Source organism: Enterobacter sp. RHBSTW-00175, assembly GCF_013927005.1.
Classification (GTDB): Bacteria; Pseudomonadota; Gammaproteobacteria; order Enterobacterales; family Enterobacteriaceae; genus Enterobacter.
Genome location: NZ_CP055930.1, coordinates 4,115,055 through 4,129,502, shown reverse-complemented (window position 1 = coordinate 4,129,502; position 14,448 = coordinate 4,115,055). Strand labels below are relative to the sequence as shown.

Genomic DNA, 14,448 nt, shown 5'->3' with positions numbered 1-14,448 from the left:
TTTAATCTGGCGTGGTGGGTCTGCCAATAACACACATTGTCTGCATTACTGTGTGACACAACTCAAGAGTATGAGCGAGTTTCTCCTGTCCTTTCAACCTTCTCCCTCGATTTCTTTCCTTATTGCACGACAGCTGCATGAAGAGTGAGCGCTCTTGTGTGTTGATATCCTGAAACAATATTTCACTTCCGTTCGAAACATCTGTTTACAGCATTAATCACAATGAGTATATTTCGCATTTGCATTTTCATGCGCATTTCAAACATAGAAAACGACTTCAGCCCGGTTTCACGGGACTGACGCACACAACTTTCACCATTCATTAAGGGTTTGATGATGTCTTTCATTAATCACACCAGGGATGGGCAACGTCAGCCTGCCACAACACCTTCGTTGCTGGCAGCCTGCATTGCTATGGCATTGATGCCAACCGTAAGTTTCGCTGCTACCACTTCCACTGAAGACACCGTTGTTGTTGATGGCGGTTTTGATAACGCGCAGGATCCATCTGCCGGCCAGGAGCAGGATTACAGCGTTAAAACCACCACTACCGGTACAAAACTGCTGCTCGTGCCGCGCGATATTCCCCAATCCGTCAGCGTTATCAGCCAGCAACGCATGGCTGACCAGAATCTGCAATCTATCGGGCAGGTATTGACCAATACCACCGGGGTGACGTCGCAGGTTCAGGACAGCGACCGTTCTGTATTTTACTCCCGTGGTTTCTTCGTGAGTAACTATGCATACGATGACCTGCCAACCTCCATCAGTGAAGTGTGGAACTTTGGCGATACGGCGGCCGATACCGCCATTTACGATCGCATTGAAGTGGTTCGTGGCGCAACAGGCCTGATGTCCGGCACGGGTAACCCGGCCGCCTACGTCAACATGGTGCGTAAACATGCTGACAGCAATGAATTCAAGGGCAACGTATCGGCCAGCTATGGCAGCTGGGATAAACAGCGCTATGTACTCGATTTACAGGCTCCGCTGGTTGAGTCCGGTAAAGTCCGTGGGCGGTTGATCACCGGTTATCAGGACAACGACAGCTTTGTCGATAACTATCACTACCGTAAGAAATTCCTGTACGGTGTGGTGGATGCCGATGTCACCGACAGCACTACCCTCTCTCTGGGATACGAATACCAGGAGAGCAGGACCGAAGATCCTACCTGGGGCGGCCTGCCAACCTGGTACAGTGACGGTAGCAAAACGCATTACAACCATAGCCAGACCGTTGCACCAGACTGGGCGTATTCGGACAAAGACAACACCCGCATTTTTGCCAACCTGACCCAACGTTTCGACAACGGCTGGGAAGCGCACATCAACGGGATGCACGCGGAAACCAACTTTGATACCAAGCTGATGTACATGTCCGGCTACCCGGATAAAGACACGGGAGCAGGGATGGTGGGTTACGGCGGCTGGAATCGTGGTGAGCGTAAACAGGATGCGGTCGATGCCTTCCTGCGCGGTGGATTCGATCTCTTCGGTCGCCAGCACGAAATGATGTTTGGCGGCAGCTTCAGCCGTCAGCGCAACCACTACGACAACTCAATGCCGGATGCCCAGTACGGTATGGTTGATGTGGGTGATTTCAAAAACTGGAACGGTAATATTGCCGACCCACAGTGGACGCCGTGGAAACTCTACAGCCAGGACGATATTCGTCAGTCGTCAGCATACACCTCTGCCCGCTTCTCGCTGGCCGATCCGCTGCACCTGATCCTGGGCGCGCGCTACACCAATTACAACATTCGCTATAACCCGGCCGGGTCCCCGGACACCCGACTGGAGAGCACCAAAGACAACGTGACGCCGTACGCGGGCCTGATCTATGACATCAACGAAGACTGGTCAACATACGTCAGCTATACCTCTATCTTTCAGCCACAGGACAAGCGTGATGCCAATGGCCGCTACCTCGATCCTACAACGGGTAAAAGTTACGAGGCGGGCGTGAAGGCAGACTGGTTTAACACCCGCCTGACCACCTCTCTGGCCATCTTCCGTATTGAACAGGATAACGTTGCCAACAATACCTATACCTATATGCCAAGCGGTGAGTCAATTTATGAATCACTGGATGGGGTGGTGAGTAAAGGGATTGAGTTTGAGCTGAACGGCGCCCTGACCGATAACTGGCAGCTGACCTTCGGTGCGACCCGCTTTATCGCCGAAGATAAGAACGGTAATGCAGTGAGCTCTGACCAGCCTCGCACCACCATGAAGCTTTTTACCCGTTATCAACTGCCGATGCTGCCAGAGCTGGCCGTGGGCGGCGGTGTTAACTGGCAAAACAAGGTCTGGACGGATGTTGATGGCGGCCCTGCCGGACGCTCCCGTGCTGAACAGGGCAGCTACGCGCTGGTGAATCTGTTCAGCCGCTACCAGGTGACCAAAAACTTTGCTGTTCAGGCGAACGTGAACAACCTGTTCGATAAAGATTACTACGACTATGTCGGGTCTTATCTCGTGTACGGCGCACCGCTTAGCTTCTCGGTGAGCGCGAGCTACGATTTCTAAGACAGTATCAACAACAAAGGGAGCCAGATGGCTCCCTTTGTTTGTGCCCGTTTTTCGCACTCCGGTGCACAAGCAATAAAAAAGGCAGCCAGTCGGCTGCCTTAGTCTCCCCAGTCACAACTTAGTTGCCGCGGATGTATTCATCCATTTCGGTTTTCAGGTTATCGGATTTAGTACCGAAGATTGCCTGAACACCGGAACCTGCAACAACAACGCCCGCTGCGCCAAGTTTTTTCAGACCAGGCTGGTCAACTTTCGCTACGTCGGCAACACTCACACGCAGACGAGTGATACACGCGTCCAGGTTAGTGATGTTTTCTTTGCCGCCGAACGCTGCAACCAGAGCCGGAGCCATTTCGCTGGTAGCTGTTGCTTTGTTGTCTTCAGACACATCTTCACGACCTGGAGTTTTCAGGTCCAGTGCTTTGATAAGCACACGGAAGATGGTGTAGTAAACAACGGCGTAGCACGCACCAACGATTGGGAACAGCCACAGTTTGCTGCTGTTACCGGACAGAACGATAAAGTCGATCAGGCCGTGAGAGAAGGACGTACCATCACGCATACCCAGCAGGATACAGATTGGGAATGCCAGACCAGCCAGTACCGCGTGAATGATGTACAGGATCGGCGCAACGAACATGAAGGAGAACTCGATCGGCTCGGTGATACCGGTCAGGAACGAGGTCAACGCTGCGGAGATCATGATACCGCCCACTTTTGCACGGTTCTCTGGTTTAGCAGAGTGCCAGATTGCAATCGCAGCAGCCGGCAGGCCGTACATTTTGAACAGGAAGCCACCAGACAGTTTGCCTGCGGTTGGGTCACCTGCCATGTAACGTGGGATATCACCGTGGAACACCTGACCTGCTGCGTTGGTGAATTCACCAATCTGCATCTGGAATGGAACGTTCCAGATGTGGTGCAGACCAAATGGTACCAGGCAGCGTTCAACGAAGCCGTAGATACCGAATGCCACAACCGGGTTCTGGTAAGCAGCCCACTGAGAGAAGGTCTGGATTGCAGAGCCGATCGGTGGCCAAATGAAGGACAAGATCACGCCAGTGAAAATCGCTGCCAGACCAGAAATGATCGGAACGAAACGCTTGCCCGCGAAGAAGCCCAGATACTCAGGCAGCTTGATGCGATAGAAGCGGTTAAACATGTACGCTGCAATCGCACCGGAGATAATCCCACCGAGAACACCGGTATCAGCCAGGTGTTTCGCTGCGATCTCTTCAGCAGGTAAATGCAGGACCAGTGGTGCAACCACAGCCATGGTTTTCACCATGATGCCGTAGGCAACAACTGCGGCCAGCGCAGATACACCATCGTTATTGGTGAAGCCCAGAGCAACACCGATAGCGAAGATCAGCGGCATGTTAGCAAAAACAGAGCCGCCTGCTTCGGCCATCACGTGGGAAACTACGGCTGGCAGCCAGCTGAAGTTAGCAGAACCGACACCCAGCAGGATACCTGCGATAGGCAGTACGGATACTGGCAGCATCAGCGATTTACCGACCTTTTGCAGGTTAGCAAATGCATTCTTAAACATAATTGAGAGTGCTCCTGAGTATTTGTGCTTTTTTTTACGTTTTCACGCATTGGCCCGGGGGGAGTACCGCGCCGTGGACAGGACATCTAAGCGCCCTTTATTTATTACACAGAGTAAAATAAATCCCTCTGAGTTTGTTTGACGGCTATCACGTTTCAGCTCAAGGCAGACCAAAAACTTTCAGTTTTTTACAAAAAGCATTTCTGGATGTGTCTAAAAACACCGTCACCGCCCCAAATGAGGCGGTGAACTTTACTCGCTTTATTTATTAATTACGAGCCTAAAAAAAACATGTGTATCAAACAGATTGCAGGCGGGCGGGGTCGATGTGGAACAGATTTGCGAAGTTTTCCGTCGTGACGCGAGCCAGCTCATCGATGCTGACACCCTTCAGAACGGCCATATACTCAGCCACATCTCTTGTCATGGCAGGTTGATTCTCTTTGCCGCGATGCGGCACCGGTGCCAGATAAGGAGAGTCTGTTTCCACCAGAATGCGATCGAGAGGGACATAGCGCGCAGCATCACGAAGCTGCTCTGCGTTACGAAACGTCACGATCCCAGAAAACGAGATATAAAAACCTAAATCAAGCAGCTTACCCGCCGTTTCTCTGTCTTCTGTGAAACAGTGTAGTACGCCACCACAATCCGTCACGTTTTCTTCCTGGAGGATCGCCAGCGTATCGGCTCGTGCATCACGCGTATGCACGATAACCGGCTTGTTCAGCTCGCGGCCAATACGGATGTGGTTACGGAAAGACGCCTGCTGACGAGGTTTAGTTTCAGGTGTGTAGAAATAGTCCAGCCCCGTCTCGCCCATCGCGACAACACCCTCTTCCGCCGCAAGACGACGTAAGTCCTCAACGTCGTATTCTTCATCCTGATTCAGCGGGTGCACGCCGCAGGAAAATACTACGTTATCGCGGACACCCACCAGCTCGCGCATGGTGCGATAGCCCGGCAACGTGGTTGCCACCGCCAGGCAGAATTTCACATCGCGGGCGGCGGCTTTCGCCAGCACATCGTCCACGTTTTTATGCAGGGATTGGTAATCCAGGCCATCAAGATGGCAGTGTGAGTCGACTAAAAACATAATGTCTCTCTCAGAGATGGGAAACAGGCAGCGGTGTGCCTGGTTGCAGGTAATGTTCGATACGCAGTAACTGGTCCGTTAGTAAAAGCTCGCGATTAAGACCGGTTACCGTTAAGAGTTGTTCACGGCTCTGGCAGACATCATGAAGGATCGCACGCAGCATATTGCCAGAAAGACGGTTGGCCAGAGTATTGATAACCCCCCAGGCATCCACGTTGGACAGCAATGTTGCGCCCTGCTGACATTTCAGCGCATCCAGCAGCATTGACGCCAGCCAGTGCAACCGCTCAGCCGCCTGGTCATGGTTCAGAACAGCCAGTAAACTCAGCCAGTCACGACTATCCAGCGCTGACGCCACGGCACGGCAGAGCGCCTCACGCTGTGACCAGCTATCAGGTTGCAGCAGTGCCAGTGCTGCCGCCGGCGCACCACTGCATAAGCGCAATGCAGTGAGGGCTGCTTCTTGTGACGTTGTCACTTCACGTTCAAGCCAGCTTAACGCCCAGGATTCTTGCGGTACAGAGAGATGATGAAGACGACAGCGGCTACGCAATGTTGCCAGCAATCGCCCCGGTTCACGGCATGACATAAAGAACCAGGTCTTCTCCGGGGGTTCTTCAAGCGTTTTCAGCAGTGCGTTTGCCGCTGCCTCGGTGAGTAACGCCGCATCTTTCAGCCAGACTACTTTTGCCCCGCCCAGTCGCGCATGTTCGTACAGTTTTTCACTGACCTCACGCACGGCATCAATACCGAGGGTCGTTTTGCCTTTTTCTGGCTCCAGGGTGTAGTAATCAGGATGGGTACCCGCCTGCATCAGCTGGCAGCCCCGGCATTTACCGCAGCTTTTGTGCCCTTCTGGCTGCTGGCACATCAAAAAACGGGTGATCGCGTAAATCAGCTCATCATCCCCCATGCCTGGCAACGCCTGAATCAGTAACGCATGATGCCCCCGACCGGCCTGATAGCTGTTAATCAGCTGCTCAAAGTGTGGGCGCAACCATGGATACCATTTCATGCCTGCTGCTCCTGTACCCACTGGGTCACCGTTTCACGAATAGAGCGCGCCACATCATCGAGTGACTGGGTAGCATCAATTGTGCGGATGGAACTGTCCTGCCCGGCAAGCTCAAGATAGCGCGCGCGAGTACGGTTGAAGAAATCCAGCGACTCCTGTTCAATGCGGTCCAGCTCGCCACGCGCACGGGCGCGTTTCAGGCCCACTTCGGGGGTAACATCCAGATAGAGCGTCAGGTCCGGGCGGAAGTTACCCAGCACCGCATCGCGCAGCGTGGCTAACATCGTCTGGTCGATACCCCGACCACCGCCCTGATAAGCCTGGGTCGACAGATCGTGACGATCGCCAATCACCCATTTGCCTTCAGCCAGTGCAGGTTTGATAACGGTTTCAACCAACTGAACGCGCGCGGCATAAAACATCAGAACTTCGGCTTTATCTGTGATGATTTCGTCACCCACTGATTTGATATCCAGCACCAGGCTTCGCAGTTTTTCCGCCAGCTGCGTGCCGCCCGGCTCGCGGGTGAACACCATATCCCCGATACCCAGCGTTTTGAGTGTATCCACCACCAGATTACGCGCGGTCGTTTTACCTGCGCCTTCCAGCCCCTCAATAACAATGTATTTACTGCGCATTTTTTTCCTTAAGTGCCTTCAGATAGTCCTGAACAGAGCGATTGTGGCTGGCAAGGTTGGTATTAAAAGTATGCCCGCCTTTTCCATCAGCCACAAAATAGAGATAGGGTGTTTTTGCCGGATGAGCCGCCGCGTTAAGCGAGGCTTCGCTCGGCGTGGCAATTGGGCCTGGCGGTAATCCGCTAATCACGTAGGTATTATACGCGGTCGGCGTTTCCAGGTCTTTTCTCGATATCTTACCGGTGTAATTCTCACCCATGCCGTAAATCACCGTAGGATCGGTTTGCAGCCGCATCCCGATGCGCAGTCGGTTGATAAACACCGATGCCACCTGGTCACGCTCTGCAGCAACCGCCGTCTCTTTTTCGATGATAGAGGCCATGGTCACGAACTGGTTCTGATCTTTATACGGCAGCCCATCTACGCGCCCTTCCCAGGCAGCATCAACGGCGGTAACCATTTTTTTGTGCGCACGCTTCAGGATGGAAACATCGGTAGTCCCGGCGGTATACATCCAGGTATCCGGCCAAAACCAGCCTTCAACCCATTCAGGGTGTTCGAGTTTCAGCACCTCAGCAACCGTCTGGTAGTTATCATCTTTCAGGGTATGTTTGATGTAAGGTGCATCACGCAGCTGTTTGAGATAGTCGCTCAGACGCATCCCCTCGACAAAGCGCAGCGGGAATTGTGCCTCTTTGCCGCTTTCGAGTAATTGCAGCATTTCTCTTACCGTCATGCCTGGCGTCAGGCGATACGTGCCTGCTTTAAAATGCGACAGGTCAGGCTCAACGCGCAGCAGCCACTGGAACACCCGAGGGCGGTTAATCACTTTATCGCCGTAAAGCTGTTCGCCGAGCGCCAGACGTCCGGTTCCTGCTTTAAGGGTAAATATTGTCTCTTCTTTAATCAGGATTTTACTGTCCGCCAGTTGACGAACCTTCCACACTCCGGCTCCGCCAGCAACAGCCAGCACAACAACCAGGAGCAGGATAAAGCGCAACATTTTCTTCATGACGTTCTGGTTTGCTCACATAACGGGGCTAAATAATGATACAGCTCGCGCGATGACCAGCGTTGCTGGCCGCAGGCGCGAACAGGTACAACTGGCATCAGTGCGTTACAGACAACGACTTCATCTGCCGCTAACAGCGCATCCTCAGTTGCGTTAACTTCGACAACGCGAAAACCAGAGTGTGCCAGCTGCTGCATACAAAACTGGCGCATGATGCCATTTACGCCAGCCTGATCAAGCTTCGGCGTGAAGACATCACTGCCCCGCCGCCAGAATAAATTAGCCGCACAGCATTCAGTAATGAGCCCTTCGCTGTCAAGGACCAGCGCCTCATCGGCTTCTGACTGCTCAAGATGAGCACGGATCAAGACCTGTTCAAGACGATTCAGGTGTTTTATTCCGGCAAGCGCAGGGTTTCGCCCAAGACGTATAGGGCTTAATTCAAGTGTGATGCCATCCTGACGCCAGCGCGCATAATGTGCAGGATAAGCAGAAACGCTGAGGATCCGTGTCGGATGCTGGCAGTTCGCGCCGCTGTAGCCCCTGCCACCGCTGCCACGGCTGATGATCACTTTCAGTACGCCACTGGCGTGTCCTGCCGCCAACTGAACCATCTCATCAGCCAGAGTGTCCCATGCGGTAAACGGGATCAGCAGTTTTTCACAGGCACCCTGTAACCGACGGATATGCTCTGCAAGAAAACAGACCTCGCCCTGAATAATACGCGCCGTGGTGAAGCAACCATCACCAAACTGAGTCGCCCTGTCGCTTGCAGGAAGCGTGTCCTGCTCAAGGCCATTAATTAGAAACATGCTGGCTCCTTATGCGTGGTCGTTCAGTCTGGCAAGGTGAATAAAATAGGACAAGGGGATAAAACCGAATAAAAAAGGTCCGACAAGCGGACCTTTTTATCGCCATCAGGCAGTCAGGCTCAGACCTTTTTAAAGATCAGGGAACCGTTAGTACCACCAAAGCCGAAGGAGTTACACAGGGTGTACTCCATGCCGCTAACCTGGCGCGCTTCGTGCGGAACGAAGTCCAGATCGCAACCTTCATCCGGGTTATCCAGGTTGATGGTTGGCGGAACAGCCTGATCGCGCAGCGCAAGGATAGAGTAGATAGACTCTACTGCACCCGCCGCACCTAACAGGTGACCGGTCATGGATTTCGTCGAGCTCACCATTACGCGGCTGGCAGATTCACCGAAGATAGACTTAACAGCCTGAGTTTCTGCTTTATCGCCTGCCGGAGTGGACGTACCGTGCGCATTGACGTAGCCAATCTGTGCAGGAGTGATACCTGCATCACGAATCGCATTTTCCATCGCCAGCGCAGCACCTGCACCGTTCTCTGGAGGTGAAGTCATGTGATAAGCATCGCTACTCATACCAAAGCCAACGACTTCAGCATAGATTTTAGCGCCACGTTTTTTCGCGTGTTCGTACTCTTCCAGTACGATCATACCGGCACCGTCACCCAGCACGAAACCATCACGGTCTTTATCCCACGGACGGCTTGCCGCCTGAGGATTTTCGTTACGGGTAGACAGCGCACGCGCTGCACCAAAACCACCAACACCCAGTGGGGTACTGGCTTTTTCAGCACCGCCCGCTACCATCGCATCAGCATCGCCATAAGCGATAATGCGCGCAGCCTGACCGATGTTATGCACACCAGACGTACAGGCAGTAGCAATGGAAATGCTTGGGCCACGCAGCCCGAACATAATGGTCAGGTGACCTGCCACCATGTTAACAATCGTTGACGGAACGAAGAATGGGCTAATCTTACGCGGGCCACCGTTCATCAGAGATGTGTGGTTTTCCTCGATTAGGCCAAGACCGCCAATCCCGGAGCCAATAGCGGCACCAATGCGGGTTGCGTTCTCTTCCGTAATGACAAGGCCAGAATCCTGCATGGCCTGAACGCCAGCGACAATTCCATATTGAATGAAGGCATCCATCTTGCGCTGTTCTTTGCGCGAGATGATCTCTTCACAGTTAAAATCCTTTACTAAGCCAGCAAATTTCGTTGCATAGGCGCTAGTATCGAAATGGTCGATTAGGCTGATGCCGCTCTGACCGGCAAGGAGAGCTTTCCAGGTGGACTCTACGGTATTGCCGACAGGAGACAACATGCCAAGTCCGGTCACAACTACACGACGCTTAGACACGTTTGTCCTCCAGGGAGGGATAAAAAGGGATTCGTGGGACTAAAAAAGATAAAACTCAGGCGGTCGAATGACCGCCTGGAGATGTTCACTTACGCCTGGTGACCGTTGATGTAATCAATGGCAGCCTGAACGGTGGTGATTTTCTCAGCTTCTTCGTCCGGAATCTCAGTATCAAACTCTTCTTCCAGAGCCATTACCAGCTCAACGGTGTCAAGAGAATCTGCGCCCAGGTCTTCAACGAAGGAAGCGGAGTTCACAACTTCTTCCTGCTTAACGCCCAGCTGTTCGCCGATAATTTTCTTAACGCGTTCTTCGATAGTGCTCATACTCTTAAATTTCCTATCAAAACTCGCTTTCGCGATGGTTTTCGTAGTGTATAAAATGTTGAAAAATTTGCAACTAAATCCCGGCAGGTCTTACCACGATTTTACGTTATTTTGAGGCCATTCGCCCTAATAACGCAAATATTTTCGATCGTGATTAAACCATATACATCCCGCCGTTGACGTGGAGGGTCTCACCAGTGATGTAACCCGCTTCGTCAGAGGCTAAAAATGCAACCGCACTGGCAATTTCTTTAGGGTCGCCAAGACGGCCCGCAGGAACTGCTGCCAGTGTACCCGCACGCTGATCATCTGTCAGCGCACGCGTCATGTCCGTTTCAATAAAACCCGGAGCAACAACGTTTACAGTAATACCGCGGGACGCAACTTCACGTGCCAACGACTTACTGAAACCGATCAGGCCTGCTTTCGCCGCAGCGTAGTTAGCCTGACCAGCATTTCCCATGGTACCAACCACAGAACCAACAGTGATAATACGACCATGACGCTTTTTCATCATAGCGCGCATTACCGCTTTTGACAGACGGAATACAGATGACAGGTTGGTTTCGATAATATCGTTCCACTCATCATCTTTCATTCGCATCAGCAGGTTGTCGCGAGTGATCCCGGCATTATTTACCAGAATATCCACTTCGCCAAACTCTGCGCGAATATTTTCCAGAACAGATTCGATAGATGCCGGTTCGGTCACATTCAGTACCAGACCTTTACCGTTTTCACCCAGATATTCGCTGATGGCTTTAGCGCCATTCTCGCTGGTTGCTGTACCAATCACTTTCGCGCCACGCGCAACCAGTGTTTCAGCAATTGCGCGCCCGATACCGCGGCTTGCGCCGGTGACCAGTGCGATTTTTCCTTCAAAACTCATGGTATTCCTCTTTTATTGCGAGAGTGCCGCTGACATCGCTTCCGGCTCGTTAATCGCCGAGGCAGTCAGGGTGTCAACAATACGTTTTGTCAGACCGGTGAGGACCTTACCAGGACCGACTTCATACAGATGCTCAACGCCCTGCGAGGCCATAAACTCAACGGTTTTGGTCCACTGTACCGGGCTATAAAGCTGACGAACCAGCGCATTACGGATAGCTTCCGGCGTAGTTTCGCATTTCACATCGACGTTGTTCACAACGGAAATCGTCGGTGCGTTAAAGGTGATTTTTTCCAGCTCAACCGCCAGTTTGTCGGCAGCTGGCTTCATCAGCGCACAGTGTGACGGCACGCTGACTGGCAGTGGCAGAGCACGCTTCGCGCCCGCAGCTTTACAGGCAGCACCCGCACGTTCAACCGCTTCTTTATGACCGGCGATAACCACCTGGCCTGGCGAGTTGAAGTTGACCGGAGAAACAACCTGACCTTCTGCTGATTCTTCACATGCTTTGGCGATAGACGCATCATCAAGACCGATAATCGCAGACATGCCACCCGTGCCTTCTGGTACCGCTTCCTGCATGAACTTACCACGCAGTTCAACCAGACGTACTGCATCGGAAAATGCAATCACACCTGCACAGACCAGTGCAGAGTATTCGCCAAGGCTATGACCCGCGAGCAGCGCTGGCGCTTTACCGCCCTGCTGCTGCCATACACGCCACAGCGCAACGGATGCGCTCAGCAGTGCTGGCTGCGTCTGCCAGGTTTTGTTCAGCTCTTCAGCAGGACCCTGCTGAGTCAATGCCCACAGATCATAACCCAGTGCATCAGAAGCTTCACGGAAAGTCTCTTCGATTATCGGATAGTTTGCTGCCATTTCAGACAACATCCCAACGGTTTGAGAACCCTGTCCCGGGAACACAAAAGCAAATTGCGTCATCTTTTTAATCCTTATACTAGAAACGAACCAGCGCGGAACCCCAGGTGAACCCGCCACCAAAGGCTTCAAGCAAGACCAACTGGCCCCGTTTGATTCGTCCATCGCGTACCGCTTCATCAAATGCGCAGGGTACCGACGCCGCAGAGGTGTTGCCGTGACGATCCAGGGTCACCACAACGTTATCCATCGACATGCCCAACTTTTTCGCTGTTGCGCTGATAATGCGCAGGTTCGCCTGATGCGGAACCAGCCAGTCGAGCGCGGAGCGTTCAAGATTGTTCGCTTCCAGCGTTTCATCGACAATGTGAGCCAGTTCGGTCACTGCCACTTTGAACACTTCATTACCCGCCATGGTCAGGTAGATGGAGTTGTCAGGATTAACGCGATCCGCGTTAGGCAGAGTTAACAGCTCGCCGTAGCTACCGTCAGCATGTAAATGCGTGGAGATGATACCCGGCTCTTCGGACTGCCCAAGCAGTACCGCACCCGCGCCATCGCCGAAAATGATAATGGTCCCGCGATCTTCCGGGTTGCAGGTGCGTGCCAGCACGTCAGCGCCGATAACCAGCGCGTGCTTCACTGCACCGGATTTAACATATTGATCGGCAACGCTCAGTGCATAGGTGAAACCTGCACAGGCTGCGGCGACATCAAATGCCGGGCAACCTTTAATGCCCAGCATGTTTTGAATCTGACATGCGGCACTTGGGAAGGCGTGCGTCGCGGACGTTGTTGCGACCACGATCAAACCAATCTGTTCTTTATCAATACCAGCCATTTCAAGCGCACGTTGTGCAGCTTCATAGCCCATAGTGGCAACGGTTTCGTCTGGCGCGGCAATACGACGTTCACGGATACCTGTGCGCGTGACAATCCACTCGTCAGACGTATCTACCATTTTTTCCAGATCGGCGTTGGTTCGCACTTGTTTTGGCAGGTAGCTGCCGGTACCTATAATCTTCGTATACATGTACGCTCAGTCACTTTTAGCTAATACAGATTCCAGGCGAGCGGCAATCCGCTGTGGGACTTGTCGCTGCACCGCCTGCACTGCCTGTTCAATCGCGACGGAAAAAGCTCGCTGATTGGCCGCACCGTGACTCTTAATCACGATACCGCGCAATCCTAACAGACAGGCGCCATTATACTGGTCGGGGTTGAGGTGACTGAATCGCCGCGTCAGGCTTTTTTGTAACCAACGCTTTAATAAAATCAGCCACCAGGACCTTTTTTTCCCTTCGCCCTGTGATTTGAGCAGCGAAAGGAACATTCGAACAACCCCTTCCATGGTTTTTAACGTTACGTTACCGGTGAACCCGTCGCACACCAGCACATCAGTTTTGCCGGTGAGCAACTCATTGGCTTCGAGATAACCAATATAGTTGATAGAAGGTACCTGTTTTAACAATTCAGCTGCTTCGCGAATGTTATCCAGACCTTTTGTCTCTTCTTCACCAATATTCAGTAACGCAACACGGGGATTGTTGATCCCGACAACCTCTTCTGCCAGCACCGATCCCATGACGGCAAACTGAGCCAGCATTGTACTATCACAATCAACGTTAGCGCCCAGATCCAGCACTACCGTTTTGCCCTTTTGCTGATGCGGTAACACCGTCACCAGCGCCGGACGCTCAATGCCCTCTATCGGCTTGAGCAATAATTTCGACAGCCCCATCAGCGCACCGGTATTCCCGGCACTGACGCAAGCCTGTGCTCGCCCTTCTTTCACCAGCTCCAGCGCTATTCGCATAGAGCTGCCACGGCTATTGCGAATAGCCTGCGATGGCCGGGCATCACTGGCAATAACTGACTGCGCAGGAATAATCTGCAGACGCGAACGTTGTTCGAAGTCAGCTTTTGCAAGTAATGGCGTGATTGTGTCGGGATTACCGACTAAAAGAAGTGTGAGTTGCGAATTAGAATTCAGTGCCTGCAATGCTGCAGGCACTGTCACAGAAGGGCCAAAATCGCCCCCCATGACATCTAACGCCAGGGTTAGACGTGTCAAGGTGTCGTCACTGCCTGGTTTGGTGTTTCCCCAGTTGCCTGGGGAAATCCTCACTAAGCTTCATCACGCTTGCGCGTAATTACTTAGTGATTACCTTGCGGCCACGGTAGAAACCGTCAGCAGTGATGTGGTGACGCAGGTGTTTCTCACCAGAAGTCTTGTCTACAGACAGGCTGGTAACTGCGGTCAGCGCGTCATGGGAACGACGCATGCCACGTTTGGAACGGGTTGGTTTATTCTGTTGTACGGCCATGGACCTTACTCC

Annotated in this window: 14 protein-coding genes; 1 reads left to right on the top strand and 13 read right to left on the bottom strand. The window is 52.7% G+C overall.

Annotated elements, in window-relative coordinates:
* The first annotated feature begins 336 nt into the window (after positions 1-336).
* Positions 337-2,529 (top strand): ferric-rhodotorulic acid/ferric-coprogen receptor FhuE, encoded by a 2,193-nt coding sequence (fhuE, locus tag HV107_RS19710; RefSeq protein ID WP_182060473.1) that lies wholly within the window; start codon positions 337-339, stop codon positions 2,527-2,529.
* A gap of 121 nt (positions 2,530-2,650) precedes the next feature.
* Here fhuE and ptsG read toward each other — a convergent pair whose 3' ends face one another.
* The 13 genes from ptsG to rpmF all read right to left on the bottom strand — a co-directional run bounded on the left by ptsG (position 2,651) and on the right by rpmF (position 14,436).
* Positions 2,651-4,084 carry a PTS glucose transporter subunit IIBC gene (gene ptsG / locus HV107_RS19705; RefSeq protein ID WP_182060472.1) on the bottom strand — a complete coding sequence of 478 codons (1,434 nt, stop codon included), beginning with the start codon at positions 4,082-4,084 and terminating at the stop codon, positions 2,651-2,653.
* Between the two features lie 298 nt (positions 4,085-4,382).
* Complete coding sequence (locus HV107_RS19700) at positions 4,383-5,177, bottom strand: metal-dependent hydrolase (RefSeq protein WP_182060471.1); 795 nt, start codon at positions 5,175-5,177, stop codon at positions 4,383-4,385.
* 10 nt (positions 5,178-5,187) lie between these two features.
* Entirely contained in the window at positions 5,188-6,192 is a 1,005-nt protein-coding gene (gene holB, locus HV107_RS19695; RefSeq protein WP_182060470.1) for a DNA polymerase III subunit delta', read from the bottom strand.
* A complete protein-coding gene (tmk, locus tag HV107_RS19690) occupies positions 6,189-6,830 on the bottom strand; it encodes a dTMP kinase (protein ID WP_182060469.1) in 642 nt (213 codons plus the stop codon). Before tmk ends, holB begins: the two co-directional genes overlap by 4 nt.
* A complete protein-coding gene (gene yceG, locus HV107_RS19685) occupies positions 6,820-7,842 on the bottom strand; it encodes a cell division protein YceG (protein WP_182060468.1) in 1,023 nt (340 codons plus the stop codon). Before yceG ends, tmk begins: the two co-directional genes overlap by 11 nt.
* Positions 7,839-8,654: an aminodeoxychorismate lyase gene (pabC, locus tag HV107_RS19680; protein WP_182060467.1), complete on the bottom strand. Its 816-nt coding sequence runs from the start codon at positions 8,652-8,654 to the stop codon at positions 7,839-7,841. Before pabC ends, yceG begins: the two co-directional genes overlap by 4 nt.
* A 119-nt stretch (positions 8,655-8,773) precedes the next feature.
* The gene (gene fabF, locus HV107_RS19675; protein ID WP_182060466.1) at positions 8,774-10,015 is read right to left on the bottom strand and encodes a beta-ketoacyl-ACP synthase II; all 1,242 of its coding nucleotides are present in this window, start codon (positions 10,013-10,015) and stop codon (positions 8,774-8,776) included.
* A gap of 89 nt (positions 10,016-10,104) precedes the next feature.
* Positions 10,105-10,341 (bottom strand): acyl carrier protein, encoded by a 237-nt coding sequence (gene acpP / locus HV107_RS19670; RefSeq protein WP_003857954.1) that lies wholly within the window; start codon positions 10,339-10,341, stop codon positions 10,105-10,107.
* A gap of 154 nt (positions 10,342-10,495) precedes the next feature.
* On the bottom strand, positions 10,496-11,230 hold the full coding sequence (gene fabG, locus HV107_RS19665; RefSeq protein WP_014069787.1) for a 3-oxoacyl-ACP reductase FabG: 735 nt from the start codon (positions 11,228-11,230) through the stop codon (positions 10,496-10,498).
* Between the two features lie 12 nt (positions 11,231-11,242).
* A complete protein-coding gene (fabD, locus tag HV107_RS19660) occupies positions 11,243-12,172 on the bottom strand; it encodes an ACP S-malonyltransferase (RefSeq protein WP_182060465.1) in 930 nt (309 codons plus the stop codon).
* Positions 12,173-12,188: 16 nt separating this feature from the next.
* Entirely contained in the window at positions 12,189-13,142 is a 954-nt protein-coding gene (locus HV107_RS19655; RefSeq protein WP_182060464.1) for a beta-ketoacyl-ACP synthase III, read from the bottom strand.
* Positions 13,143-13,148: 6 nt separating this feature from the next.
* Positions 13,149-14,183, bottom strand: a complete 1,035-nt coding sequence (gene plsX, locus HV107_RS19650; protein ID WP_182060463.1) for a phosphate acyltransferase PlsX — start codon at positions 14,181-14,183, stop codon at positions 13,149-13,151.
* 79 nt (positions 14,184-14,262) lie between these two features.
* Positions 14,263-14,436, bottom strand: a complete 174-nt coding sequence (rpmF, locus tag HV107_RS19645; protein ID WP_003857964.1) for a 50S ribosomal protein L32 — start codon at positions 14,434-14,436, stop codon at positions 14,263-14,265.
* Positions 14,437-14,448 lie beyond the last annotated feature (12 nt).